Below are 25,361 nucleotides of genomic sequence, written 5' to 3'. Positions count from 1 at the left end.
TCGAGCCGCGCCCGGACGGAGATGTCGCGTGCCATACCTGGTGCCGCCGTCGGCAACACTGCCGGCGTTCACTGCGCGGGGGCACGCACAGGGCATGCGCTGCTGCCTGTCCGCTCCCCTCGCGTCCCTGTCCGCCCTGGCCGCCCTCCCCGCTCCCTACGAAGTCCTGCGATCCGGCGTCCTGCTGGCCCCCTCGCTGCTGCGAGCCGCCCTCCACGGCCCCGCACACCAGAACCGCCTCCATCCCCCGGATCTCCTTGCCGCCGTCCACCTGGAACTGGTCACCCTGACCGAGGACAGCGCCGTCATCACCTGGCACACCGGAATACCCGGCACCGACGACGGGACAGGCCATATGCTGCCCGCGGTCACGGAGGGCGAGGTCGTCTACGGCACTCATCCCACCCGGCTGAACCGCACCGCATCGGAAGCCCGGCCCACCGCTCACCACCACGTGGAGCTCACGGGTCTGGAGCCGGGTCAGACGTACTACTACCAGGCCCGCTCACGGGGCGTGGCCGCCACTCCGACCTCGCTGCACCTCATCCGCGGCAACGCCGTCGGCACCAACCGCTACGGACTGGGGGCGCGCGGAGGCCCGTACTCGTTCACCACCCCGCAGCCCCCGCCGGGGCGGCACCTGCTGACGATCGCCCTCTGCAACGACCTGCACGTCGGGGAGACCACCGCCGGTCTGGTGGGCGGCGTGCCCATGATGCGAGGGGTGTCGCAGGAGGCGGGGCTCGCGCCGTATCCGGAGATCATGAGCCGGGCGGTGGTCGAGGAGGCCCGGCGGCGCGGGGCGGATGTGCTGCTGGCCGCCGGGGACATCTCGGCGGGGGGCGCGCCGCGGGATCTGGCCGAGGCGAAGCGGATCCTGGACGGGTTCGGAGCCCACGGGCGGGACTACTTCGTCGTACGAGGGAACCACGACCGTCCCCGGCCCGGCCATGAGGACTCGGACGCCTTCCGGACGGGGTTCCTCGACGGCGGGGCGCCCTCGTACTTCACCCACGACCTCGGCGGGCTGCGGATCGTCGGGCTCGACACGTACCTGAAGGAAGGCAACGGCGCCGACGCGGGCGGGCTCGGTGCGGAGCAACTGTCCTGGTTCCGGGCCCGGTTGAAGGAGGACTCGGATCGGCCCACCGTGGTGTTCGGCCACCATCCGCTGACCGTACGGGACTCCGTCTTTCCCGTGACCAGGGGCCAGCAGCTCGGCCGACGCCAGGCACGGGCCGTGCTCGACGCCTACGCCGGTGCCCCCGGCGTCTTCCTCCACCACGCGGGTCACACCCACCGCAACAAGCGGACCGTCCTGCCGCAGGCTCCGCATGTGACGTTGCAGGAGGTCAGCGCCGTCAAGGACTATCCCGGCGGTTTCTGTCTGCTGCGGATCCACTCCGGCGGATTCGCCCTCAACCACTACAAGTCCAGCAGCCCGGCGGCCCGCGAGTGGGGCGAGCGCAGTCGCCGGGTGGCGGCGGGCTTGTGGCCGCACCACGCCCTGGGCCGCTCGGTCGCCGACCGCAACAGCGTCACCGCCCACGATCTGTCAGGCATCACCCGCCCGGCACCCCGACTGGCCTTTAAGGACACAGTTGGTGAGCCGGTGGCCGGTTGAACTGCCCTTCAACGAGTGCGGGACGCCGCATGCACGGCGTCCCGGAGCTCCTCGCCCGGCCGGATCTCCTCGGCCCACCAGCCGACCCACCAGCCGACCGGCCGTCTCAGCGGTCTCAGCCGAACAGCTTCACCGCCTGGTAGTAGGTCCACGCCGTACTGTCGCAGGACGTCTTCGTCGCGCCGCTGTAGTTGAGGCAGACCCTCTTGAGGTCTTCGTAGAACGCGCTGTCGAGACGCGGCTTGTTGGTGTCGAAGGTGCCCGCGGCCTTGTAGTTGCGGTAACCGAAGTCGTGCCGGGCGCAGGACGTGGAGAAGGGGAAGCCGAAGGGGTTGTCCGGCGAAGAGGAGCAGTAGTCGGTGGACCAGTCGAACGCGTACGCGGACCAGGCGGCCTGGTTCGCGCGGGCGGCGGTCCAGGTGTTGTAGCTCGACGCGCTGGTCTGGGTCCAGTTCGAGAGGACCTGGGGCTTGTCGGCGGGAGCTGCGTCGGCCGCTGTGGCGGTGCCGACGACAGTGATCAGGGCCATGGTTGAGGCAGCAAGGCCAGCGGCGACTCTGCGGTGCATCCCACACCTCCACGAGGCTGCGACCCGTCCATCGGGCCGCAGGTTCATGACAAGAGGATCGCCATCAGTGCTGTGCCTTCACACCTCAAATCTCCTAATGACCCATTAACTTTCGGCTGTGCGAGGGGATCGGGACGTGAACCCGGCGGAAGTTCGCTGGATTCCGGCCGTCGGACGAGAAGCGGCGGGGTGCGGAGAAACAACCTCCGCACCCCGCCGTCATGCACCGCCGCCGCTACGAAGCGGTCGCCGGGCTGCCCGCGGCGGGCAGCGCCGGAAGCGCGGGCACCGCGGAGGTCGCGCCGCCGAGGAGCCCGGTGACCAGGCCGAGCACCGGCCCCAGCAGGCCCGTGACCGCACCGAGCACCCCGCCCAGGTCGAGCGAGGTCAGCGCCTTGACCAGGCTGTCGATCGCCGCCTGGAGCTGGGCCACCAGATCGGAGACCGGGTCGGCCGCGGCCACCCCGGCCCGGTCCGTCGTGTTGGGGGTGAGGGCGACCCGCTCCTTCAGGCGCTGCTGGAGCGAGGCGTTCGCCGCCTCCACCGCCGTCGCGAGACCGGTCGCCTCGACCGCGTCGAGGGGGCCGCCGGCCTGCCGCGCGGTGAGGGTGGACAGCACGTCCAGCAGAGGGTCGAGCAGGGGGTCGTGGTGGTTCACCCTGTCCAGTACGTCGAGCCGCTCCAGCACTACGTCCGCATCGGCGGAGGACCATGCCGCGGCGGCACCGCCCGGAACCGTCCGGGGTACGTCGACAGCGGCAGCGGCGGTGCCGAGCGGACCGAAGACCAGAGCGGCGCAGACCAGGGGTGACAGAAGGAGTCCGCGGGAAACAAGGGCACGCATGCACAGTCCTTTCGAGAGCTGCAGTTCCTGGGGCCACCGTGGGAACCACCGCTCCGTCCCGCAACCGATCATGCAACCGCAATGCGCCGCTCTGCTTCGCCGATACGGCGCTGACCAGCACCTTCCGCCCGCAAAATGGGGCTGCCCCTATCTCGGCGGCATTCGGCTGTCAGGGGACGGACTGATCGGCGGATGACCCGTTCAGTCGACGAACAGCCCGCGCGCCGCGGCCCGCGCGTCGAACTCCTCCAGTCGGGCCTGAGCGTCCGGCAGACCGTCGCACATCACCTCCAGGAGAACCTGCCCCAGCAGGACCGGAGCGCTCACCGTGTCGAATACCAGGCCGGTGCCCACGGCCGCCGGGAGGAGCAGGTCGCTGTGCGCGGCCACCGGGGCGAACGTGCCGTCGGCGATCGTCACCACGGTCAGTCCGGTGGCACGGGCGTGGCCGAGCGCTTCCAGGAGCTCGCGCGGATGACGCGGCAGCGCGAAGCACAGAAGTGCGCTCGCCCCGGCATGCCGGGCGGTGTCGATGCGGTCGGCGAGCAACGAGCCGCCCTCGTCGAGCAGTCGTACGTCGGGATGCACCTTCGCGGCGAAGTAGGCGAAGCCGCGTGCCTGGGCGGCGGAGGCACGCAGTCCGAGCACCGGCAGCGGCCGCGAGGAGGCGAGCAGCCGGCCCGCACGTTCCACGGGCCCGGAGTCGGCGAGCAGAGAGGCCAGCTGCCGCAGGTTGTCGATCTCGGCCTGCACCGCTTGCTGGTATTGGTTGCTCGGCCGCCCGCCGGTCCACCGCGACGGCGGCAGGTGCGACCTCCCGCAGATGTCTGCGCAGCGCCGGATATCCGTCGAAGCCGAGGGCGACCGCGAAGCGTGTCACCGACGGCTGGCTCACCCCGGCCAGTTGGGCCAGCTCCACACTCGACAGGAAGGGCACGTCCGCCGCCTGGCGGACCAGACAGTGCGCGATACGACGCTGCGTCGGGGTGAGCCGACGCCCCTCGAAGAGCTGGTGCAGCCGGGCGGAGGCGCCGGGCGTGCCGGCCTCGTCGACATCGCTCTCGCTCATCTCGATCCCCCGGCCGGTCGCTCGCCACTCCTCGTCAGCCGGTCGCACGCATCCCCTCGTTCCTCGGCCCTTGTTGCCGCCTGGCCCTCGTTCCTGCCTGTGGGACGTGGGACTCACGGCCGGGCGGACGGTGACGGTGTGGTCGGATCCACGGTCGCACCGCCCGCTCCGGATCGCCATGCCCCAGGAATGGTCCGGAGACCACCCCGGTCAGCTCACGACGTTTCCCCGGTCAGCTGACGAGGCCGGCCTGCGACAGCCACTCCTTGGCCACGGTGCTGGCGTCCTCCTTGTCGTTGACGAGCTTCTTCATCATCTCCAGGAGGTCCTCGGTGGTGAGCTTGGCCGAGACACCGTTGAGCGCCGCCTTGGCCGTGTCGTCGACCGCGGACTTGTAGACCAGGGGCGTGATGTTCTGCGAGGAGAACAGGTTCTTCGGGTCCTCCAGGACCACCAGCTTGTCCTCGACGATGGAGGGGTCGGTGGTGTACAGGTTGGCGGCCTGGACCGTGTCGTTCTTCAGCAGTTCGAGCAGCGTGCTCTGGGCACCCGCGTCGAGCGGCTGGAACTTGCCGAACTCCACGCCGTAGACCGACTTCAGACCGACCGCGCCCTGCGTGCGGGTCTTGAACTCGGAGCCGGCGCCGATGGTCATGTCGCCTGCGACGGGCTTGAGGTCGGCGAGCGTCTTGAGGTTGTACTTCTCGGCGGTCTCGGAAGTGACCGTGACCGAGTCCTTGTCCTCGGCCGCGGCGGAGTCGAGTATCTCCACCGACGACGGGAGCTTCGCCTTCAGCTCGGCGTTGATCTCCGCGGTGCTGGTCGCGGTGCTGGTCTTGTCGACCGCGACGGCCAGCAGCGCGCCGTTGTACTCGGGAAAGACGCTGATGCCGCCCTTGACCACCTGGTCGTAGTAGACCTCGCGGGCCCCGATGTCGAACTTGCGGGTCACCTTCAGGTCCTTGGCCTCCAGGGCCTGTGCGTAGATCTCGGCGAGCAGCTGGTTCTCGGGGAAGTTCGCCGAACCGACGACAAGGGTCTTGCCGTCACTGTCGCCGCTGCTCCCCGTCAGCGGATTCTCGTCGCTGTCGCCGCTGCCGCAGGCGCTCAGGGACAGGGCCGCGATCAGGCCGAACGCGGCGCCACGGATCATGCTTCTCATGGGTGTTTCCTCTCTTCTGAGCCCTGGAGCTCACAAACTCATGACTTTGCTGCCGGGCCCTGAAGTCCCGGCGAGACGATGACGCGCCGCAGCGCGGTGAAAAGAGCCTGGACGAGGAGAGCCAGCACGACGACGACGGTAGAGCCGCCGATGACCAGTTCGTAGTCGTTGCGGGCAAGCCCGTCGACGATGAAGCGGCCGAGGCCGCCGAGCCCGGGGTAGGCGGCGATGGTCGCGGTGGCAACGACCTGGATCGCGGCGACCCGCAGTCCGAGGAGGATCAGCGGCAGCGCCATCGGCACCTCCACGCGCACCAGCACCTCCCACTCCGTCATGCCGACCCCGCGTGCGGCATCCCGGGTGTCCGCGTCCACACCACGGACGCCTTCGAAGGTGTTGATGAGGATCGGCGGCACCGCCAGCGCGACCAGGGCGACCAGGACGGGCGTGGTGCTGAGCCCGGCCAGCGTGACGACGAGGACCACCAGGCCGAAGGTGGGGATGGACCGCGCGAGGTTGGCGACACTGGCGACGGCGAACGCCCCGCGGCCGGTGTGTCCGACCAGGAGCCCGAAGGTGAGCCCGATCAGGGTCGCGAACAGCAGCGAGATGCCGCTGTAGGTGAGGTGTTCCAGAAGACGCCGGGGGATTCCCTCGTCGCCGTGCCACTGCTGCGAGGACGTCAACCAGTCGCCTACGAGCTGGAGTTGGTTCACCAGATCGTTCATGCCGCTGCCCCCTTGCCCCGGGCCCACGGGGTGAGCAGCCGCTGCGCCAGGACCAGTACCGCGTCGGTGACGAGTGCGAGCAGCATGATCAGGACGATCGCGGTGATGATCGGGGTCGGGAAGTCGAGCTGCAGGCCCCGGGTGATGTAGAAGCCCAGACCGCCCTGACCGATCAGCTGCCCGACTGCGACGAGGCTGATGGACGAGACAGCGGCGACGCGTACGCCGGCCACGACGACGGGTACCGCGATCGGCAGTTCGACCTGGACGACACGGCGCACGGTGCTGAACCCCATCGCGGTGGCCGCCTGCCGGACCGGTTCCGGTACCGAGGCGAGCCCGTCCACGACGTTGGGCACCAGGACCGACAGCGTGTAGAGCGTCAGCGGGATCATCACCGTGCGTTCGGTGAGCCCGGTGTAGCGGACGAAGATCATGAACATGGCCAGCGACGGGATCGCGTACAGCACGTTGGTCACGGTCAGAACCGGTGGGTACAGCCATCGCCAGCGATGGCAGAGGATGCCGAGCGGCACCGAGATGATCAGGCCGAACAGCACCGGCAGCAGGCCCAGTTGCAGATGGACACCGGTGTAGTGGCCCAGCTCGCCGAGATGGTCTCCGACCCAGTCCCACCGGACCAGCGGCTCCCCGTCGCTCATCGTTCACCCCCGGCGGTTTTCGCCGCGACGGTCTCTCCCACGGCCGACCGGTCCCCGGCCGCGCCCTCGGCCCCGTCCCCGGCCATCGCCGCGGACAGTTCGTACGCGTCCGCGACACCGATGACAGCGCCTTGCCCGTCCACGCCCACCGCGAGCCGGGAGGGCGACAGGAGCGCCGCGTCGAGGGCGGCCCGCGCCGAGTCGCCGACGAGGCTGAACGTGTGGCCGAGCGCCGCCAAAGGCGCGTCCGCGAGCGTGCCGCCCTCAGGAAGGTCGGCGACCGCGGCCCAGCCGAGCGGTCGCCGGTCACCGTCGACGACGAGCACCCACGGATCGGTCGCCGCCCGGGCCACCGCCACGGAAGTCGTCGCCGGCAGCACCGGACCGTCGCGCAACGGCAGATCGGCCGCCTTGACGAAGGACAGTCGGCGAATACCGCGGTCCTGGCCCACGAAGTCGGCCACGAACTCGTCTGCGGGATGGGCGAGGAGACGCTCGGGAGTGTCGAACTGCGCGAGCTTGCCGCCGGTTCGGAACACCGCGATGTTGTCGCCGAGCTTGATCGCCTCGTCGATGTCATGGGTGACGAACACGATCGTCTTGTGCAGTTCCTTCTGCAGCCGGATGAACTCCGCCTGCAGTTCGCCCCGCACGATCGGGTCGACCGCGCTGAAGGGCTCGTCCATCAGCAGAACCGGCGGATCGGCGCCCAGCGCCCTGGCGACCCCGACACGCTGCTGCTGTCCGCCGGAGAGCTGGTACGGATAGCGCTTGGCCATCTCGCCCGGCAGTCCCACCAGTTCCAGCAGCTCCGACGCCCTCGCCCGCGCTTTTTTCCGGCTCCAGCCGAGCAGCAGCGGCACCGTGGCTATGTTGTCGAGGATGGTGCGGTGCGGGAACAGCCCGGCGTGCTGGATCACGTATCCGATGCCGCGGCGCAGCTCAGGGGCGTTGACCTCCCGGATGTCCTGGCCCCGCAGGCTCACCGTCCCGGCCGTCGGCTCCACCATGCGGTTGACCATGCGCAGGGTCGTGGTCTTGCCGCAGCCGGACGGGCCCACCAGGACCGTGATGCCGCCCTCTTCCAGTTCCAGGGAGAGCTCGTCCACAGCTGTGGTGCCGTTTGGATAGTTTTTGCTTACCGCATCGAACTTGATCAAGGCTGTCCCTTACCCCGACTGCATATAGTCATGCAGAGTTGCCGGTGACTGAATGGCAGTCAATGCCTGTTCGTGAACGGCGCGTTACATTCCCACGAAGGCGAGGCTGGACCACCTGCAATCCATTAATTGGCGACGTTATGCACCTTTCCACTTGAACCACATTCGCCCCGAGAGTTGTCGTCGACAGTCACGTTCCGGCCGCGCCACGGTGCCGCGCCATCCTTCACCAGTCATCCCACAGGCAGGGAGCCACCCCATGGAACCGGTCCGGTTCACTTTCCTGAACGGCTCGGACATCGAGCAACTGGAGCTGTCCGACAGCGAGGTGCTCGGCGCCGTCGAGCAGGGGCTGCGGGCCCAGGGCCTCGGAGAGACGGTCATCGAACCGCGTGTCCACCTCACGCCCGATCCCGCGTTCAACGGCCACTTCAACATCCTGCGCGGTTATGTCGCCCCGCTCGGCCTGGCCGGAGTCAAGATCGTAGGGGACTACGTCGACAACTACAAGGCGGGGCTGCCCTCCGAGATGGCCCTGCTCAACCTCTTCGATCCGCGCACCGGCATGCCGCTGGCCATCCTCGACGCCACCGCCATCACCGAGATGCGTACCGGCGCCCTCACCGCGCTGGGAGCACGTCATCTGGCCCGCCCCGATGCCAAGGTGCTCGGTCACATCGGCGCCCGCGCCACGTCGTACTGGAATGTCCGCCTGCTGGACCGGATCTTCGATCTCACCGAGATACGTGTCCACTCGCGCCGTCCCGAGAGCCGCAAGGCCTTCGCCGAGCGGCTGGAACGCGACCTCGGCAAGCCCGTCATCGTGACCGAGGACTGGCAGAGCTGCGTCGAAGGCGCGGACATCGTGGTGGAGGCCTCCAGGCTGGAGCGTCCGGAGCCGCTGTTGAAGACCGAGTGGATCGCCCCCGGGGCCCTTGTCGTACCGTACGGAACGATGAGCGCCGTCGAACTCTCCCTCACCGACGTCATGGACAAGATCGTCGTCGACGACTGGGGCCAGTGCCGGTCCGGTCAGTTCGGTGCGCTGCGCGCCCATGTGGAGTCCGGCAGGCTCAGCGAGGAGACCCTGCACGGCGAGCTGTGCGAGATCATCGTCGGCGACAAGCCCGGCCGTGAACGCGCCGACGAGACAACGCTCTTCTGGCACCGCGGGCTCTCACTCTCGGACATAGCGCTGGGCGCCGCCATGCTGGCGAAGGCCGAGGAGCGCGGCCTCGGCCAGAAGCTGCGGTTCTCATGACGGACGCGCGCCACAATGCTTCAGTCGTCGTCGACGGGCGGACGCTTTCCTACGACGACGTCGTCGCCGTGGCCCACCACGGCGCCCAAGTCACCCTGGCGGCCGAGGTGTTCCCCCGGCTGGTTCGCGACCGTGCCGTCGTGGACGACGTCGTCGACCGCCAAGTGCCGACATACGGCCTGACGACAGGGCTCGGCAGCCGCTCGTCGTACGCCCTGCCGCGCGAGGAACTGACGGAGTTCAGCGTCCGTACCGTCCGGGGTCGGGCCAACGGGGTCGGCGATCCGCTGCCGGTCCCTGTCGTACGTGCCGCGCTCCTCGCCCGCGTGAACGGGATCGCGAGCGGAGGCAGCGGAGTGCGGCCGGAGATCCTGAGCCTGCTCGTCGACCTGCTCAACTCGCGGGTACATCCGGTGATACCCGAGGTCGGGTCCATCGGCGCGTCCGACCTGTGCCAGATGGCTCATGTCGGCCTGGTCGTGATCGGCGAGGGTCGCGCGGAGTTCGCCGGTGAGGTGCTCGACGGTGCGACGGCGCTGCTGCGAGCCGGTCTCGCCCCGGCCGAGCTGGGTCCGAAGGACGGCATTGTGCTGTGCAGCGCAAGCCCGTTGGCGGCGGGAAACGGCGCCCTCGCCCTCCACGAGGCGGCGTCCGTCCTCACGCTGGCCCAGGCGGTCACCACGCTGACCTTCGAGGGCTTCCGGGCCAACACCAGCCCGCTGGACGCCCGTGTGCTTGATCTGCGTCCGGCGCCGGGGCAGTCGCGGGCGGCGCGTGAGCTGCTCGCCCTGCTGGACGGCGGCGAGTTGGGCGATCCGCGGAACGCGCGGCGGGTCCAGGACCCCGTCAGCCTGCGCTGCGCGGCCCAGGTGCACGGCGCTCTGCACGCCGCGCTGGACTTCGCCATGGCCGCGCTGGAGCCGGAACTCAACGGCTGCGGTGACAATCCGGTCGTGCTGGCCGACACCGGCGAGATCCTCTCGTCCGGCAACTTCCACACTCCTGTCCTGGCCCTCGCCTTCGACACCCTCGCGCTGGCCCTGACGCAGACCGCGGCGAACTCCGCCGAGCGTATGCGGCGACTGCTCAACCCGGCCGTCAGCGGACTGCCCGCGAACCTCACCTCCTACGGCCTTGAGCGCTCGGGTTTCGCTCCGCTGTCCAAGACGGCACAGGCCCTTGTCGCCGAGGTCCGCATGCTGTCCGCACCGGTGTGCACGGACCCCCGGCACGGCGCGGACGCGGTCGAGGACGACTCGACCAACGCGGCGCTCGGGGCACGGCGGTTGACGACGATGCTCGTCCGGATGCGTCAACTGCTCGCCGTGGAAGCCTTGGTGGCCGCCCAGGCCGTGGACCTGGCCGCTCCGAGCGCCCTTGGGAAGGGGCCGGAGCTCCTGCACCGTGCGGTCCGTAAGGTCGTCCCCCCGCTGGACGACGACCGGCCCGGTGGGGTGGACGTGGAACGGGTGAGGCGCGACGTGCTGGAGTCCGACGATGTCCGAAGCGCCCTGCGCGCCATGACAGGAGGAGTCTCGTGACCAATATCGACGTGCACCAGCATCTGTGGAGCAGCTCGTTCGTGGCGGCCCTGAGGGCACGCGACAAGCCGCCGTTCCTCGACGGATGGACGCTGTACGTCGAGGGCGAGCCGCCCTACGAGGTCTCCCCCGCCGACCACGACGTTGCCCGGCGCAGGGAACTCGCCGCCGCCGACGGCCTGGGCCTGGCGCTCGTCTCGCTGTCCGCCCCGCTCGGTGTGGAGTGGCTGCCCGCCGAGGAGGCACGGCCGCTGCTGGACGCCTACCACGAGGACGCGGCCGGGCTGCCCGAACCGTTCGGGGCCTGGGCCGCCGCCTGCGTCCGGGACATCGACGCCGATGCGACAGCCGCCGTACTCGACCGGGGGTTCGCCGGACTCCAGCTTCCCGCGAACGCCCTTGCCGACGCGGCCGGTTACGCGAGGTGCGCCCCACTGCTCGACCTGCTCGAAGCGCGCGACCTCCCGCTGTTCGTCCACCCGGGGCCCGCGGCCGGGGATTCCACGGCCCCTGGCTGGTGGCCCGCGCTGGTCCCCTACGTCCAGCAGATGCACGCCTCCTGGTTCGCCTTCCGGGCCTTCGGCCGGTCTCGCCATCCGCGACTTCGGGTGTGCTTCGCGCTGCTGGCCGGGCTCGCACCTCTCCACGGGGAACGCTTCGCCGCCCGGAGCGGTGACCGGGACGAGGTGGATCCGGGCATGTTCGTGGAGACGTCCTCGTACGGTCCGCGCGCTGTCGACGCGATCGTGCGTGCCCTTGGTGCCGAAGCCGTCGTCCAGGGCACGGACCGGCCCTACGCGGAGCCACCGCGACGCCCCGGATTCGGCTTGGGCCCGGCCGCGGATCACGCCTTCCGGGTCGCCAATCCGCGGCGCCTGCTCAGCGGATCATGCGTTCCGCGAGAGACAACGACCCCAGGCTGATGGGCCCGCCCCTTTCAGGAGCGGGCCCATCAGGTGTGGCTCTGTGGCCGGGGATCCCCTACGGCTGCGGAGGCCGAAGGCCGTAGCTCAGAGCACTCTGGTTGATCACGAACTGTGAGCCGGGTTCGATGAGGATGTTCCCGTCGCGCGAGTTGGTGATGGTGACGTTGGTGAGGGTGGCACTGCCGCGGGCGCCGCCCATGGCGAGGATGCCGGATCCGTTGTTCGACTTGTCGATGGTGACGTTGGAGATCTGGGCCGTCACCGTGCCGCCGCCGGTCTTGAACTGGATACCGTCGTAGGTCGAGTCACGGATGTCGGTGTCGCGGATGACGACCCCTGGGATGTTCACCCCTTGGGCGAACAGGGTGATGGCTCCGAACTCCTGATCCTCGTTCCAGAACGCACCGCCGGTGCGGTACAGCCCGTTGTTGGCGATGAGCGTCTGCCCGGAGAAGGGCAGCGGGTCGTGGTCGGTCGCCAGCATGATGCCCGGATAGTTCATGGTGTCGTAGATCAGGTTGTTCTCGATGGTGTTGCCGTAGCCGCCGTAGACGGCGATGCCGTTGGCCCGCCACGGCAGTTGGACCGTGTTGTTGCGGAAGTGGTTGTCGTGGCCGATGTCGACCGACTGGTCCTTGACGTACTTGCTGGCCCAGACGGCAAGGGCATCGTCACCGGTGTTGCGGAACGAGGAGTTCACCACGGTCGAATTACGCGTGCCGTTGGCGAAGTTGATGCCGTCGGCGTAGGTGTTGCGCACTCGCATGCCGGTGAACTCCAGCCGGTCACCCGGTCCCCAGAGTTCGGGGATGTTGCTGTAGTCGCGGCCCACCCACACTCCGACGTTGGCGTGCTCGATCCACACGTTGCTGATCTTCGTGTCCTGGCCGAACCGGCCGTTGAGACCGACCCCGCCCTCGGCGTTGCCGTCGCCGCCGCGGATGGTGCCCGAGCCGAAGATGGCGATGTCCGAGATCTTGGTGTTGTCGTCGATGTCGAACCCGAAGTTGCCCTCGTGCGGGTGGTTGATGCCGCCCGCCTGCTGGGGCGGGGTGAGTGTGTAGAGCTGGGAGTGCCACATGCCGGCACCGCGGATGGTGACGTCGCTGATACCGACCTGGTTGTACTCACCGCGGTTGAGCGGGTCGTCGGTGAGGATCTTCTGCTCCTGGCGCCACTGGCCCGCCGGGATCCACACGCAGTCGATCTGCCCGTTCTGGTCGGCGGTCACGGCACGCTGGATGGCGTCCGTGTCATCGATACCGTCGTTCGGCACCGCCCCGTACTGCGTGATCGAGACGCAGCCGGCGGGCTGGGCGGCGGGCGGGGCCACCTGCTCCAGGTCGATCAGGTCGACGATGTAGAAGGACGCAGTGTCGCCCGCGTCGCGCTGCAGCCGGAAGGTGGTGCCCGCCGGGTAGGTCTGCGTGAGCAGCGCGCTCGACTCGTCGAAGAGCCGGCGTGCGTCGGTCCCCGGAGTGTTGGTGAGCCCCTCGGGTGAGTCGGTGTTGCCGTACAGCCAGCTGTACTTGGAGCTCAGGTTGATCTTCCGTACGAAGGTGCCGTTCGCGTAGAGACTCAGGGTGGCCTCGGTGCCCCCGCCGCCCGCCGCGTCCGGGATGGAGTTGCGTACGACGATCGAGTTGGCCGGGCTGGTGGAGGTGAACTGGACATACTGGCCGGTGGAGTTGAGGCGGACCGAGGCGCGGCCCGACGACTCGGTGGCGAAGTTGGTGTGACCGAAGGTCCGCAGCTGGTCTGAAGTCAGAAGGGTTCCCTGGTACGTACCGTCCTCCGCCTCGTACTCGATGTACGGCACTGCGGCACCGCGGCCGACCACGATCGAGCGGGAGAAGATGTTGTTGTTCTCGTTGGTCTCGGTGACGGTGTTCGTGGCGTCGGCGGTAGCGGTGAGCACGCTCGCGCCGCTCGTGGCGGTCCATGTCCCGCTGATGGTGACGTTCGCGGTGGCGCCCGCGGCGATCGCACCCGCCGTGCCGCTGAGCGTGGTGCTCCCCACCTGGACGCGTGCCACGGTACCCGCGGACGCGGGCGAGATGCCCCTGTTGTGCACCGCGACGGTGAAGGACACGGACGCGCCGGCTGCCGGACTGGCCGGGTTGGTGGTGATGCCGCTGACCTCAAGGTCGGGTCCGGGACTCTGGGTGACGGTCAGCTTGTTCGCCGCGGTACGGCTGTTGTTGGAGCTGTCCAGTTCCGGCACGGTGTCCGTCGGATCGACCACGGCGGAGACCGTGTAGCTTCCTGCAGCCCGCTTGCCCACAGCTGCGGAAACGGTCTGGGAGGCGCCCGCTGCGAGCGCGCCGACCGGGGCGCTGCCGGCGACGGTGCCGTCCACGCTGACGTTCACCGTGGTGGCGGGGGCGGCGGCCGTTCCGGAATTGCGCACGGTCGCCTGGACCGTGACGGTGTCCGACTCGGTGGGTGCGGCCGGCGTCCAGGTCAGGTCGGTGACGACGAGGTCGGGGTTGGGCGCCGCGGCGCCGATGACCTCGAACTCCGCGACCTGCGCGCCGTATCCGCTCGAATTGCTCGTGATCCTCAGCTGCACGTCCGCGTACCGGCCGCTGACGGGGATCGTGACCGAGTTGGCGTTCGAGGCGGGGTTGAAGGTGTAGTCGGCGGCGGCCTTGACCGAGGTGAATCCGCTCGCGGACTGCTCGCGTCCGAGGACCTGGATGTTCTGAGTCCTGGTCGCCCAGGCCGCGTTCGGGTTGAGCTTCACGGTGATTCCGCTGAGGTCCGCGTTGGCGCCCAGTTCGGTCGTCAGCGTCGCGGGGTGGCCGTTGGACTCCCAGTAGGTGCTCACCTGCCCGTCGTTGGCGTTGGTCGCCGTGAACGACTGGACCGACGACGAGGCCTCGATCGGCTTGTTGAGGGAGAGGTTGGTGCCGTTGACGGGCGGCTGCTCGGGTTCGCCCCCGCCGTCGGTGCCGTAGACCTCGACCTCGGACAACTGGGCCGCGCTCCAGCCGGTGTTGGCGCTCACCTGCACGCGGACATGGCGCACGCTGCGGGCGGTGAAGTCCACGGTGACCGTGTTGGCTGCGGCCGGGTCGAAGCGACGCGCGGCCGATCCGGACAGGGACGTGAAGGTGGAGCCGTCGGTGCTGCCCTCGACGGAGAGGGTCTCGGTCCTCGCCTCCCAGGCGGTGGGCAGCTTCAGGACGACCTGGTTCGCCTCCACGGTGCCGCCGAGATCGACGCGTATCCACTGCGGGAACGACCCGGCCGGGCCCTCCCAGTAACTCTGCTGGCTGCCGTCGGTGACGTTCGTGGCGGGGTAGCCGCCGAGGGAGCCGCTGGTCGTGGCGGTCTTGCCGAGCGCCAGGTTGGGGCCGCGCACGGCCGCCGGTGCGGCGGTGGCGGTGCTGGGTTGGAGACCGACGGTGACCAGGCCGGCCAGAAGCAGGCCGATGGTCGTCCGTAGGCCGAATCGCTTCCGTCTCATGGCGTCCTCGTTCCATGGCAGGGGGACGACGGGGGGAGCGTGCTGAGAGATGCGGAGGGGCCGGCCGGGGGCCGGGAAGTCAACGATGAAGCGCGAAGGTACGCGAGGTGGCAGGGGCGGACCACGGCCCGCCCTGCCGAGGATTGCCGTTGGGCAGTCGCTATTTTGCGTGATTCGATCGGCTCTTTGCTCTCGCAGGACAGATTTCTGGCTTCAGTACCGTTTGTCAATGGCATGCGCACGACGTGTAGCGCCGCCATGGCGAGGCCCATCCACACGCGACCGACTCCACCCGGCCGGGCGACTTCGCGCTCGGCACCGTCGACGACACCGAATCGACCGAGTCCGTCGCCGCCGGCCGCGGCCGCCAATTGCGCGCCGCCGGGGTGAGCCGCCAGGGCGGACCGGCGTACCCCGTCTCGCCGTACACCGCCGCATATTGCTGCACATTCTGTACAGCAATGAGCCGCCATAGCTATGCATATTGGGCGGTCTGCCCAGCATTTAGGGCAACTCTTGCACAGGTTGGCTTCAGAAGCTGTGCTGTCTGTCATCGCGGGCCGCGACTTCGGCAGGCCCGGGGCGGTCCGCCTTTCCGTCTTCGCCCGAAGGAGAGCTCCGTCATGAGCATCAAGCAGACTCTCACCAGCCAGGAGCGCCTGGCCGAGCTGGACCTGACACAGCTTCAGCAGCTGGTCGGCCTGGTCGAGTACGACGACAACAGCGACCCGTTCCCCGTGACGGGCTGGGACGCGGTCGAGTGGGTGGTGGGAAACGCCACCCAGGCCGCCCACTTCTACCAGTCGGCGTTCGGCATGGAGCTGGTCGCCTACTCCGGCCCCGCCGGCAACCGTGACCATCAGGCGTACGTGCTGCGCAGCGGAGCCATCCGGTTCGTCCTCAAGGGAGCCGTGGCCCCGGACAGCCCCCTCGCCGACGCGCACCGCGAACACGGTGACGGGGTGAGCGACATCGCGCTCGAAGTACCGGACGTCGACCGGTGCGTCCGGCACGCGCGGGCCCAGGGCGCCAGGATCCTGGAGGAGCCGCACGACATCAGCGACGAGCACGGCACCGTACGCCGGGCCGCGCTCGCCGCCTACGGGACGACTCGGCACACGCTGATCGACCGGTCCCGCTACGACGGGCCCTACCTGCCGGGATATGTGGCCCGCTCGTCTTCGTACGTGGAGCGCCCCGGTGCGCCGAGGCGGATCTTCCAGGCCCTCGATCACGTGGTGGGCAATGTCGAACTCGGCAAGATGGACAACTGGGTGGACTTCTACAACCGGGTCATGGGCTTCACGAACATGGCCGAGTTCATCGGGGACGACATCGCCACCGAATACTCGGCACTGATGAGCAAGGTGGTGGCGAACGGCAACCATCGTGTGAAGTTCCCGCTCAACGAGCCCGCCGTGGCGAAGAAGAAGTCGCAGATCGACGAGTTCCTGGAGTTCTACCAGGGCCCCGGGGCGCAGCACCTGGCGCTGGCCACCAACGACATCATCGCCTCGGTCGACGCCCTGCGCGCCGAGGGCGTGGAGTTCCTCGCGACCCCGGACTCGTACTACGAGGACCCTGAGTTGCGCGCCCGGATCGGCCGGGTGAGAGTGCCGGTCAATGCGTTGCAGCGGCGGGGCATCCTCGTCGACCGCGACGAGGACGGCTATCTGCTGCAGATCTTCACCAAGCCGATCGGCGACCGTCCCACGGTCTTCTTCGAACTCATCGAGCGGCACGGCTCGCTCGGCTTCGGAAAGGGCAACTTCCAGGCCCTCTTCGAGGCGATCGAGCGCGAGCAGGCCAGGCGCGGCAACTTCTGACCAGGGGCCGGCCGACTGCGACCACCGTGGAAACGGCGAACTCGCCGCGGGCCCGTGCCACTTGGCCCCGAGCCCGCGCCACTTCGCCTCGACCCGCGCGGCACCTCACCTCGGCCGGCGCCCCCGTCACCTCGGCCGGCTCCCACTTCACCTGGTCGGCGTCCAGCTCGCCTCGGGCGGCGTCCACCTCACCTCAGCGGGCGTCCACCTCAACTCAGCGGGCGTCCACAACACCTCGGCCGGCGCCCGCAGCACCGCTGATCCGGTCGCCGGTCCGGTCCGTCCGGGCTGCGCGACCCGCCCACCATCCTTCAGACAGCGGAAGTGACGCCCCATGACCTGGCTGGACCTGCCGACCGACGATCTGTTCGGGATCAGCAATCTGCCCTACGGGGTGTTCTCCCCGCGCGACGGCGACCCGCGCGTGGGGATCCGCGTGGGCGCCCAGGTACTGGATCTCGCTGCCGTGCTCAACGACCAGGTCTTCGCCCGCCCTTCGCTGAACGCGTTCATGTCGCAGGGCCGCGACCGCTGGACGCAGGTGCGGGCCCGGGTGACCGAACTGCTGACCGACCGCCGGCACCAGCAGGCCGTCACGCCACATCTGCACCGGCTCCAGGACGTGCGGCTGAGCCTGCCCTTCGAGGTCGCCGACTATGTCGACTTCTACGCCAGTGAGGATCACGCGACGAATAGCGCAAGAGTCCCGAAGCCGCGTCACCCGTCTTCGGCCCCTCCCAGCGGCTGGACATCGAGGCGGAGGTCGGTTTCGTCATCGGCACCGGCTCGCGTCAGGGGGAGCCGGTGTCCGGGGCCGATTTCCGCGACCGCGTCTTCGGGATCTGTCTGGTCAACGACTGGTCGGCGCGCGACCTGCAGGCCTGGGAGTACGTTCCCCTCGGACCGTTCCTGGGCAAGTCGTTCGCCACGTCGGTCTCGCCGTGGATCGTCCCGCTCGACGCGCTGGACGCCGCCTGGACGACCCCGCCTCCGCGCGATCCCGAACCACTGCCGTATCTCGCCGACGCCGGCAAGCAGGGACTGGACCTGGACCTGACGGTCCGCCTCAACGGTTTCCTCATCTCCACGCCCCCGTTCGCCTCGATGTACTGGACCGGCGCACAGATGCTGGCTCACATGACGGTCAACGGAGCCTCCACCCGCACCGGGGACCTCTACGCGTCGGGTACCGTCAGCGGCCCTCGTGCCGACGAGTGCGGTTCCCTCATCGAACTCAGCGAGGGTGGCGCCCGCCCGGCTTCGCCTCGACAGCCCGGACGGCCGCGTAGGCGGTGGAACCGGCCACGAAGAGGGAACCCGCCTCGTCCCAGCCGACGTTCGCGGGCTTGGGCGTCACCTGCGTCGCCGGCACAACGACGTAATCCGCCTGCGCGGCACGGTTGTTGGTGAATCCGAGCACCTCCGCGCCGACTTCGGGACCGGACACCGCAGCGCCCACGGCGATGACCCGGCCGGCGAAGTCGCTGCCCTGACCGGAGGGGAACGCGGCCGGCCAGATTCCGTGCGCGAGGCCTTCCCTGACGGGGACTTCCCCCAGGATTGATACCCGCGCTGACAACTTCGACGACGACCTCGTCGGCCGCCGGGGTGGGGATGTCGACTTCGGCGACGTACAGAACGTCGAGAGAGCCGTAGTGGTCGTAATGGACAGCTCTGGGCATGTCACTGCTCCTTGGCGTAGGCGGCCGGGAGCGGTCGCAGCAGGGTCTCGGGGAGGACGGCGCCTGCGCCGCCGTCGACGGGGATGGTCGCGCCGTTGATGAAATCGGCCTTGTCACTGAGGAGGAAGGTGGTGAGGTGGGCGACGTCGTCCGGGGTACACAGGCGCGGGCTGGGGTAAGCGCGCCGTAGTTGCTCCAGCACGGCGTCGTCAGCCAGAGGCTCGTTGCGGGGTACGGGTACGAAGCCGGGCTCGACGAGGTTGGTCCGCATCCCTTCGGGGCCCCATTCCACGGCGAGGGAACGGCTGATGCCCCGCAGCGCGGCCTTGGCCGTGGAGTAAGCGGCCATGCCGGCCTCGCCGAAGCCGGCATGGATGGAGCCGACGAGGACGCAGGCGGTGGTCCTGGCGGGCTGTCGGTGCAGGAGTTGGGCGGCCTTGAGCGCGGAGGTGGCGCCGGCGGCGAAGACCTGCTGCATGGCGGCGGGATCGAGTTGGGTCAGGGGGACGCGGGCGTCGGCGAAGACGGAGTGGACCAGTGCGTCCACCGGGCCGATGCGGGCGGCGACGGAGAACACCTCTTCCAGGTCTTCGGGCTTGGCGGCGTCACCGAGCACGGGGGTGACGTACTCATCGCGCATGGCGAGGACGTTCTCGCCACGGGCGACGGCTACGACATGCCGCCCGTGGGCGACTTGGTCTGCGGTGACGGCGCGGCCTATGCCGCCCGAGGCTCCGAGTACGACGACAACGGAACGCATGTGATCTTCCCTTCACTGCTTTGCGCACCCGGTGTCCCTCGGGCCACCGGGCCGCATACGAACTGTTGTGTCGTGTGCGGCCCGTGCCGGTGGTCCAGGGCATCCAGGCGTGGGCTGCCCATGCCCCCAGAGGCTGGGGGCTACTTGCCGATGGCGTCGAGTTCGGCGACCGCGTCCGCGGGCAGGACCAGGCCGGCGGCGGCGACGTTCTCGCGCAGGTGGGCGATGGAGGAGGTGCCGGGGATCAGGACCGTCGTCGCGGACCGCTGGAGCAGCCAGGCCAGGGCGACCTGCTGCGGGGAAGCGTCCAGGTGGGCGGCGACCTTGGTGAGCGTGTCGGACTGGAGCGGGGTGAAGCCGCCGAGCGGGAAGAACGAGGCGAAGGCGATGTTCTCGGCCGCACAGCGGTCGACGAGGTCGTCGTCCTGGCGGTTGGCCAGGTTGTAGAGGTTCTGCACGGTGACGACGGGGGCGATGGCCTGCGCCTCGGTGAGTTGCGCCGAGGAGACGCCGCTGAGGCCGAGGTGGCGGATGAGCCCCTGCTCCTGGAGCTGGGCCAGGGCGCCGAACTGCGCGGCGATGGAGTCGTCGGAGGTGCCCTCGACGGAGCCGAGGCGGAGGTTGACGACATCCAGGAGGTCCAGGCCGAGGTGCTGCAGGTTCTCGTGGACCTGGGCCTTGAGGTCCGCGGGCTCCAGCGAGGGGATCCAACCGCCGTCATCACTGCGGCGGGCGCCGACCTTGGTCACAATGTGCAGGTCAGCGGGGTAAGGGTGCAGTGCTTCCTTGATGAGCTCGTTCACGACGACGGGGCCGTAGAAGTCACTGGTGTCGATGTGGGTGACGCCGAGGCCGATCGCCTCGCGCAGCACGGCGAGGGCCTGGTCGCGGTCCTTCGGGGGCCCGAAGACGCCCGGTCCGGTGAGCTGCATGGCGCCGTAGCCCATGCGGCTGATGGTGAGGTCGTCGGCGAGCGTGAGGGTGCCACCGGGGGTGGAGCTGGTCATTGTTCGGCCCTTTCGTCATGTCGCACGCCGTGTGTCGCACGTCGCACGTCGCGTGTCGCGTCTCGCGTGTCGCGTCTCGCGTGTCGCGTCTCGCGTGTCGCGTGTCGCGTGTCGCGTGTCGCAGAGGAGTTCCCTGACATCCCTGGCTCGTTCGGAGGGATACGGGTTCTGATACGACTCTCGGGCCCGTCCGGTTTCTGTGGGAGTACCCCGGTGTTCCTGGGAGTGTCAGGGACAGTCACCTGCGGGACATCCGGCCTACCGTGGTCGTCATGGACAGCACGAATGCGCTTGGTGAGTTCCTGCGCGCCCGACGGGAGCTGGTTCAGCCGGAGGACGTGGGGCTGCGCGGCACGGGGCTGCGTCGTGTGCCCGGCCTGCGACGGGAGGAAGTCGCGATGCTCGCCGGCATCAGCTCGGACTACTACCTCCGGCTGGAGCAGGGGCGCGACCGCCACCCCTCGGTCCAGGTCCTCGACGCGCTCGCGAGCGTCCTGCACCTCGACACCGACGCGACGGCCTACATGATCGGCCTCACCCAGGCCCGGTCACGCAAGGCCCCCCGGCCGAAGCCCGAGAAGGTACCGGCGGGCATCCTCCATCTGCTCGACCAGCTGCAGATGCCGGCGATCGTCCAGGGGAAGTACCTCGACGTCCTCGCCGCGAACCCGATCGCCCGTGCGCTTTCCCCGAACTTCGCCCCGGGCGTGAACCGGCTGCGCGCGGCCTTCCTCGATCCACGGGAGCGGGAACTCCACCGAGACTGGACGACCGCGACGGTCGCCGTGGTGGCCGGACTGCGCGCCGTCGCGGGAACCGAGCCCGACGACCCCCGCATGGCCGCGCTGGTGGGAGAGCTGTCCCTCAAGAGCGACCGCTTCCGGCACCTGTGGGCACGCCATGACGTGCGCCGCGGCGAGGGCGCGCGGAGCCTCCTGCACCATCCCGAGGTCGGCGACCTCGACCTGTACCGCGAGAAACTGGCCGTCACCGGGACCGACGGCCAGGTCCTGGTCGTCTACCACGCCGAGCCGGGATCGGATTCCGCCCGCTCCCTCGCCCTCCTCGGTTCCCTGGCGGTCGGCACGTCCGACGAGCTCAGGAGCGGCACACCCACCCGCACCGGCGCCGAGGACTGAGAGAGCGACGCACTCAGGTTCGACGGCACAACCTCAACCGGGCTGGTCACCGCCCAGTCGGCAACCGGGCTGGTCACCGCCCAGTCGGCAACCGGGCTGGTCACCGGCCAGTCGGCAACCGGGCTGGTCACGGGCCAGTCGGCGCGACGGCTTCGACGACCGCGTCACGAGCGGGGAAACCAGTCATCAGCCTGAAGCCCGGCACGGAATCCGCCTCGGTCTCCCTACTGCCTGGACGCCGACCTCGCCTCTGCCCGAGCCGACCGCCCCCACAGACGCTGCCGACCTCACCGTCAAGCAGCACGGAGCTCCGCTTCCGTCGACTGGGACCAGTCAGTGAGACCAGCCAGTGAGACCAGTCCGTGAGACCAGCCAGTCAGGAAAGCCCAGGCCACAACTCCGCAATGGAGCATGGCGACCGCGAAGCCGCGTTGCCGTAGCCTCTGTCACCCGATCCCCTTGCCCTCCCCCTGGCTTCAACCTAGCCTGACTTTGTGCCGCAAATAAACAAAACCAGGACGGACGACACCGCAGCAGACAGCACGCTCGCCCGCCTCCGGGTGATCATCACCGTTTTCTTCGCCCTCGACGGCTTCCTCTTCGCCGGCTGGGTCGTCCGCATCCCCGCGATCAAGGACCAGACCCACGCCTCCGCCAGCACCCTGGGCCTGGCGCTTCTGGGAGTCTCCGTCGGTGCGGTGCTCACGATGATGATCACCGGACGACTCTGCCGCCGCTACGGCAGCCACCCCATCACCGTCCTCTGCGCCGCCCTCCTCTCCCTCAGCATCGCCCTGCCCCCGCTCACCCACTCCGCCCTCGCTCTCGGCGCCGCGTTGTTCGTGCTCGGGGTGGGGTACGGCGGGCTCAACGTCGCCATGAACAGCGTGGCCGTCGACCTCGTGGCCGCGCTGCGGCGACCGGTGATGCCGAGCTTCCACGCGGCGTTCAGCCTGGGAGGCGTGGTCGGAGCGGCGCTCGGCGGTCTGGTCGCCGGACAGGTGTCGCCCACCCGCCACCTGCTGGGGCTCACGGTGATCGGCCTGATCGTGTCGGCCGTGGCGGGGCGCGCGCTGCTGCGGTACGAGCCCCTGGCGCCGCCGGATCACATGCGGCACGAGGAGGTTGCGGAACGGCGCCTCGACGGCCGCACCCGCTGGCTGGTCGTCGTCTTCGGCCTGATCGCGCTGTGCACGGCGTACGGCGAAGGGGCCCTCGCGGACTGGGGCGCACTGCACCTGGAGCAGGACCTGGACGCGCACCCCGGCGTCGCGGCCGCGGGCTTCTCCTCCTTCGCCCTCGCGATGACCATCGGGCGCCTGAGCGGAACGGCGCTGCTGGAGCGGCTGGGCCGGACCCGGACGTTGGTGGCGGGCGGTACGACAGCGGCGCTCGGCATGCTGCTCGGCTCACTCGCACCTTCGCTGTGGGCAGTTCTGCTCGGCTTCGCCGTCACCGGTCTCGGGCTCGCCAACATCTTCCCCGTCGCCATCGAACGTGCCGGGGCACTCGCGGGACCGAGCGGGGTCGCGACCGCGTCCACCCTCGGATACGGCGGCATGCTGCTCGGGCCGCCCGCGATCGGGTTCATGGCCGACTGGTACTCGTTGCCCGTAGCGCTCACAAGCGTGGCGGCCCTCGCGGCAGTGGCCGCGCTGATCGGTTTCGCGACGCGGCGCGTCGCCATCGACTGAGGCCCGGCTAAAGCCACTTACCGCCGAGGCGGCCAGCCGAGTCAGTCGCCCGAGTCGCCACCCGCCAGCATCCGCGTCAGCACCGCACGCTGCACCGGCAGAACCTCGCCATGCAGGTCGCGCCCCTTCGGCGTGAGGCAGACACGCACACCGCGCCGGTCCTCCGCACACATCCCGCGCGTCACCAGACCGTCCCGCTCCAGGCGGGCGATCAGCCGGGACAGCGCGCTCTGGCTCAGATGGACACGCTCGGCGATCTCCTGCACGCGGTACGAGGCGCCGCCGTCCGACGCGGTGCTCCCGGCCAACACGTCGAGCACCTCGAAGTCACTGGCACCGAGGCCGTGTGGGTGGAGTTCACGGTCCAACTCACAGAGGGTGCGCGCGTGCACCGCGAGGATGTCGCGCCACTCGTTCACGAGCACCTGCTCGGCCTTCTTCGCCGCCATGGGCGAACGGTAGCAAAAAAACTCAATTGTTGCATCGGAATTAAATGCGTTTGCATTGAATGCATGCGCATGTATTGTCTCCGGCATGACCTCTCCGCTCACCACCTCCACAATCGAGGGACGCTGGACCCCTCGGCTGTGGGGCACCCTGCTGGTGCTCTGCGCCGCGATGTTCCTGGACGCGCTGGACGTGTCGATGGTCGGCGTCGCCCTGCCGTCCATCGGCTCCGAACTCGATCTCTCCACCTCGACGCTCCAATGGGTCGTCAGCGGCTACATCCTTGGCTACGGCGGACTGCTCCTCCTCGGCGGACGTACCGCCGACCTCCTGGGCCGACGCCAGGTGTTCCTCGTGGCCCTGGGTGTGTTCGCGCTCGCCTCGTTGCTCGGTGGACTCGTCGACTCGGGCCCGCTGCTCATCGCCAGCCGCTTCATCAAGGGCCTGAGCGCGGCGTTCACCGCGCCCGCGGGCCTGTCGATCATCACCACGACCTTCGCCGAGGGCCCGCTGCGCAACCGCGCCCTCTCCATCTACACCACCTGCGCCGCCACCGGCTTCTCCATGGGCCTCGTCCTGTCCGGCCTGCTCACCGAGACCAGCTGGCGTCTCACCATGCTGCTGCCGGCACCCATAGCCTTGATCGCCCTGTTCGCCGGCCTGAAGCTCCTCCCACGCAGCGAACGCGAGAGGAACCACAACGGCTACGACATCCCCGGTGCGATCATCGGTACCGCCTCGATGCTCCTGCTCGTCTTCACCGTCGTGCAGGCACCGGAGAGCGGCTGGGCCTCGGCCCGTACGCTGCTGTCCTTCCTCGCGGCCGCCGTCCTGCTCACCGTGTTCGTGCGGATCGAGCAGCGCTCGGCCGGTCCGCTGATCCGGCTCGGCGTACTGCGTTCCGGCACCCAACTCCGCGCCCAGCTCGGGGCAATGACGCTCATGGGCTCGTACGTCGGATTCCAGTTCCTGGTCACGCTCTACATGCAGTCCCTGCTCGGCTGGTCGGCGCTGCACACCGCGCTCGCTTTCCTGCCCGCCGGCGCGATCGTCGCACTGTCGGCGACGAAGATGGGGGCGATCGTCGACCGGTTCGGCACTCAGCTACTGATCGTCGTCGGCTTCGCGCTGATGATCACCGGATACGCGCTCTTCCTTCGGGTCAGCCTCGACCCGGACTACGCGACGCTGATCTTTCCGTCGATGGTGCTGATCGGAGGGGCCTTCGCGCTGATCTTCCCCTCGCTCAACATTCAGGCCACCAACGGCGTCGAGGACCACGAGCAGGGGATGGTCTCGGGGCTGCTCAACACCTCGGTCCAGGTGGGCGGCGCGATCTTCCTGGCCGTCGTGACGGCGGTCGTGGCCGCGAACTCCTCCGGGGACTCCTCGCCGCAGGCCGTCCTGGACAGCTACCGGCCCGGCCTGGTGGTGGTGACCGCGATCGCCTTCGTGGGCCTGCTGATCACCCTGCCGGGGCTGCGGACACGGCATACGCGGGAGTCGATCGTGGTCGTCAAGTCGGTCCAGCAACCAGCCACCCAGGAGGAGGCGGGCGCGGAACGCGTGGCGGTCCGCGACTGAGGGGGACGCCTCAACGGGCGTGGGGGGGGGGGGGGGGGGGGGGGGGGGGGGGGGGGGGGGGGGGGCGCCGGGGCGGGGGGGGGGGGGGGGGGGGGGGGGGGGGGCCGGGCCTGACAGGGCTGACAGGTCTGACAAGGCTGACACGACTGACTGGCTGACGGCGTGGACGACGGGGGGCGTGACCAGGGCGTGACCGGAGCCGACT

19 protein-coding genes and 2 pseudogenes are annotated in these 25,361 nt (G+C 69.4%); 9 read left to right on the top strand and 12 right to left on the bottom strand.

Translation table 11 applies throughout. The annotated features are described in order from the left end of the window. Window positions 1–94 precede the first annotated feature (94 nt). Entirely contained in the window at window positions 95–1,624 is a 1,530-nt protein-coding gene (locus ACFYPC_RS23695) for a metallophosphoesterase (protein ID WP_388680058.1), read from the top strand. Window positions 1,625–1,739: 115 nt separating this feature from the next. Here the strand turns inward: ACFYPC_RS23695 and ACFYPC_RS23690 are convergent, their stop codons facing one another. The 7 genes and pseudogenes from ACFYPC_RS23690 to ACFYPC_RS23660 form a co-directional block, all read right to left on the bottom strand. Then, entirely contained in the window at window positions 1,740–2,192 is a 453-nt protein-coding gene (locus ACFYPC_RS23690; RefSeq protein ID WP_388679536.1) for a phospholipase, read from the bottom strand. 235 nt (window positions 2,193–2,427) lie between these two features. Then, entirely contained in the window at window positions 2,428–3,036 is a 609-nt protein-coding gene (locus ACFYPC_RS23685; protein WP_388679534.1) for a hypothetical protein, read from the bottom strand. 201 nt (window positions 3,037–3,237) lie between these two features. Then, a pseudogene (locus tag ACFYPC_RS23680) lies at window positions 3,238–4,105 on the bottom strand (MurR/RpiR family transcriptional regulator). A gap of 232 nt (window positions 4,106–4,337) precedes the next feature. Further along, window positions 4,338–5,258: an ABC transporter substrate-binding protein gene (locus tag ACFYPC_RS23675; RefSeq protein ID WP_388680055.1), complete on the bottom strand. Its 921-nt coding sequence runs from the start codon at window positions 5,256–5,258 to the stop codon at window positions 4,338–4,340. A 47-nt stretch (window positions 5,259–5,305) separates the two neighbouring features. Continuing rightward, window positions 5,306–5,995, bottom strand: coding sequence for an ABC transporter permease (locus ACFYPC_RS23670; protein WP_388679532.1), 690 nt, complete (start codon window positions 5,993–5,995; stop codon window positions 5,306–5,308). After that, window positions 5,992–6,657 carry an ABC transporter permease gene (locus ACFYPC_RS23665; protein ID WP_385728904.1) on the bottom strand — a complete coding sequence of 222 codons (666 nt, stop codon included), beginning with the start codon at window positions 6,655–6,657 and terminating at the stop codon, window positions 5,992–5,994. The genes ACFYPC_RS23670 and ACFYPC_RS23665 overlap by 4 nt, the downstream gene beginning before the upstream one ends. Then, window positions 6,654–7,817, bottom strand: a complete 1,164-nt coding sequence (locus ACFYPC_RS23660) for an ABC transporter ATP-binding protein (RefSeq protein WP_388679528.1) — start codon at window positions 7,815–7,817, stop codon at window positions 6,654–6,656. The genes ACFYPC_RS23665 and ACFYPC_RS23660 overlap by 4 nt, the downstream gene beginning before the upstream one ends. A gap of 259 nt (window positions 7,818–8,076) precedes the next feature. On the opposite strand from ACFYPC_RS23660, the gene ACFYPC_RS23655 reads away from it, so the two are divergent. Genes ACFYPC_RS23655 through ACFYPC_RS23645 form a run of 3 tightly spaced genes read left to right on the top strand, consistent with a single transcriptional unit; the run spans window position 8,077 to window position 11,542 of the window. Then, complete coding sequence (locus tag ACFYPC_RS23655; RefSeq protein WP_388679525.1) at window positions 8,077–9,078, top strand: ornithine cyclodeaminase family protein; 1,002 nt, start codon at window positions 8,077–8,079, stop codon at window positions 9,076–9,078. Further along, window positions 9,075–10,619 carry a histidine ammonia-lyase gene (gene hutH, locus ACFYPC_RS23650; protein ID WP_388679522.1) on the top strand — a complete coding sequence of 515 codons (1,545 nt, stop codon included), beginning with the start codon at window positions 9,075–9,077 and terminating at the stop codon, window positions 10,617–10,619. Before ACFYPC_RS23655 ends, hutH begins: the two co-directional genes overlap by 4 nt. Then, entirely contained in the window at window positions 10,616–11,542 is a 927-nt protein-coding gene (locus ACFYPC_RS23645; RefSeq protein ID WP_388679520.1) for an amidohydrolase family protein, read from the top strand. Before hutH ends, ACFYPC_RS23645 begins: the two co-directional genes overlap by 4 nt. A gap of 58 nt (window positions 11,543–11,600) precedes the next feature. Here ACFYPC_RS23645 and ACFYPC_RS23640 read toward each other — a convergent pair whose 3' ends face one another. Next, on the bottom strand, window positions 11,601–15,017 hold the full coding sequence (locus ACFYPC_RS23640) for a CARDB domain-containing protein (RefSeq protein WP_388679517.1): 3,417 nt from the start codon (window positions 15,015–15,017) through the stop codon (window positions 11,601–11,603). Between the two features lie 623 nt (window positions 15,018–15,640). On the opposite strand from ACFYPC_RS23640, the gene hppD reads away from it, so the two are divergent. Both hppD and ACFYPC_RS23630 read left to right on the top strand, forming a co-directional pair. After that, complete coding sequence (gene hppD, locus ACFYPC_RS23635; protein WP_388679514.1) at window positions 15,641–16,843, top strand: 4-hydroxyphenylpyruvate dioxygenase; 1,203 nt, start codon at window positions 15,641–15,643, stop codon at window positions 16,841–16,843. Window positions 16,844–17,177: 334 nt separating this feature from the next. Beyond that, a pseudogene (locus tag ACFYPC_RS23630) lies at window positions 17,178–18,100 on the top strand (fumarylacetoacetate hydrolase family protein); the annotation flags it as partial. Here the strand turns inward: ACFYPC_RS23630 and ACFYPC_RS23625 are convergent. The 3 genes from ACFYPC_RS23625 to ACFYPC_RS23615 all read right to left on the bottom strand — a co-directional run bounded on the left by ACFYPC_RS23625 (window position 18,078) and on the right by ACFYPC_RS23615 (window position 20,292). Then, on the bottom strand, window positions 18,078–18,530 hold the full coding sequence (locus ACFYPC_RS23625; RefSeq protein ID WP_388679512.1) for an alcohol dehydrogenase catalytic domain-containing protein: 453 nt from the start codon (window positions 18,528–18,530) through the stop codon (window positions 18,078–18,080). The pseudogene ACFYPC_RS23630 and the gene ACFYPC_RS23625 overlap by 23 nt on opposite strands. Further along, window positions 18,527–19,285 carry an SDR family NAD(P)-dependent oxidoreductase gene (locus ACFYPC_RS23620; RefSeq protein ID WP_388679509.1) on the bottom strand — a complete coding sequence of 253 codons (759 nt, stop codon included), beginning with the start codon at window positions 19,283–19,285 and terminating at the stop codon, window positions 18,527–18,529. Before ACFYPC_RS23620 ends, ACFYPC_RS23625 begins: the two co-directional genes overlap by 4 nt. Before the next feature lie 140 nt (window positions 19,286–19,425). Then, window positions 19,426–20,292, bottom strand: coding sequence for an oxidoreductase (locus ACFYPC_RS23615; RefSeq protein ID WP_388679508.1), 867 nt, complete (start codon window positions 20,290–20,292; stop codon window positions 19,426–19,428). 272 nt (window positions 20,293–20,564) lie between these two features. Between ACFYPC_RS23615 and ACFYPC_RS23610 the strand changes: the two genes are divergently transcribed. Beyond that, on the top strand, window positions 20,565–21,431 hold the full coding sequence (locus ACFYPC_RS23610) for a helix-turn-helix domain-containing protein (protein WP_388679506.1): 867 nt from the start codon (window positions 20,565–20,567) through the stop codon (window positions 21,429–21,431). Window positions 21,432–21,925: 494 nt separating this feature from the next. Then, entirely contained in the window at window positions 21,926–23,125 is a 1,200-nt protein-coding gene (locus ACFYPC_RS23605) for an MFS transporter (RefSeq protein ID WP_388679505.1), read from the top strand. A 41-nt stretch (window positions 23,126–23,166) separates the two neighbouring features. Here ACFYPC_RS23605 and ACFYPC_RS23600 read toward each other — a convergent pair whose 3' ends face one another. Next, window positions 23,167–23,574: a MarR family winged helix-turn-helix transcriptional regulator gene (locus tag ACFYPC_RS23600; protein ID WP_388679502.1), complete on the bottom strand. Its 408-nt coding sequence runs from the start codon at window positions 23,572–23,574 to the stop codon at window positions 23,167–23,169. 85 nt (window positions 23,575–23,659) lie between these two features. Between ACFYPC_RS23600 and ACFYPC_RS23595 the strand changes: the two genes are divergently transcribed. Continuing rightward, window positions 23,660–25,156 (top strand): MFS transporter, encoded by a 1,497-nt coding sequence (locus ACFYPC_RS23595; RefSeq protein WP_388679500.1) that lies wholly within the window; start codon window positions 23,660–23,662, stop codon window positions 25,154–25,156. The last annotated feature ends 205 nt before the right edge of the window (window positions 25,157–25,361 follow it).

Source organism: Streptomyces sp. NPDC005808 (genome assembly GCF_042871385.1).
Taxonomy (GTDB): domain Bacteria; phylum Actinomycetota; class Actinomycetes; order Streptomycetales; family Streptomycetaceae; genus Streptomyces.
The sequence above is the reverse complement of the archived record's forward strand: the minus strand, read 5'-3'. Positions and strand labels throughout refer to the sequence as shown.

Excerpts from the sequence above, each read along its gene's own strand:
- ACFYPC_RS23615 (WP_388679508.1), bottom strand. The coding sequence starts at position 20,292 with ATGACCAGCTCCACCCCCGGTGGCACCCTCACGCTCGCCGACGACCTC.
- hppD (WP_388679514.1), top strand. The coding sequence starts at position 15,641 with ATGAGCATCAAGCAGACTCTCACCAGCCAGGAGCGCCTGGCCGAGCTG.
- ACFYPC_RS23620 (WP_388679509.1), bottom strand. The coding sequence starts at position 19,285 with ATGCGTTCCGTTGTCGTCGTACTCGGAGCCTCGGGCGGCATAGGCCGC.
- ACFYPC_RS23670 (WP_388679532.1), bottom strand. The coding sequence starts at position 5,995 with ATGAACGATCTGGTGAACCAACTCCAGCTCGTAGGCGACTGGTTGACG.
- ACFYPC_RS23600 (WP_388679502.1), bottom strand. The coding sequence starts at position 23,574 with ATGGCGGCGAAGAAGGCCGAGCAGGTGCTCGTGAACGAGTGGCGCGAC.
- ACFYPC_RS23610 (WP_388679506.1), top strand. The coding sequence starts at position 20,565 with ATGGACAGCACGAATGCGCTTGGTGAGTTCCTGCGCGCCCGACGGGAG.
- ACFYPC_RS23595 (WP_388679500.1), top strand. The coding sequence starts at position 23,660 with ATGACCTCTCCGCTCACCACCTCCACAATCGAGGGACGCTGGACCCCT.
- ACFYPC_RS23675 (WP_388680055.1), bottom strand. The coding sequence starts at position 5,258 with ATGATCCGTGGCGCCGCGTTCGGCCTGATCGCGGCCCTGTCCCTGAGC.
- hutH (WP_388679522.1), top strand. The coding sequence starts at position 9,075 with ATGACGGACGCGCGCCACAATGCTTCAGTCGTCGTCGACGGGCGGACG.
- ACFYPC_RS23690 (WP_388679536.1), bottom strand. The coding sequence starts at position 2,192 with ATGCACCGCAGAGTCGCCGCTGGCCTTGCTGCCTCAACCATGGCCCTG.
- ACFYPC_RS23665 (WP_385728904.1), bottom strand. The coding sequence starts at position 6,657 with ATGAGCGACGGGGAGCCGCTGGTCCGGTGGGACTGGGTCGGAGACCAT.
- ACFYPC_RS23685 (WP_388679534.1), bottom strand. The coding sequence starts at position 3,036 with ATGCGTGCCCTTGTTTCCCGCGGACTCCTTCTGTCACCCCTGGTCTGC.
- ACFYPC_RS23640 (WP_388679517.1), bottom strand. The coding sequence starts at position 15,017 with ATGAGACGGAAGCGATTCGGCCTACGGACGACCATCGGCCTGCTTCTG.
- ACFYPC_RS23655 (WP_388679525.1), top strand. The coding sequence starts at position 8,077 with ATGGAACCGGTCCGGTTCACTTTCCTGAACGGCTCGGACATCGAGCAA.
- ACFYPC_RS23695 (WP_388680058.1), top strand. The coding sequence starts at position 95 with ATGCGCTGCTGCCTGTCCGCTCCCCTCGCGTCCCTGTCCGCCCTGGCC.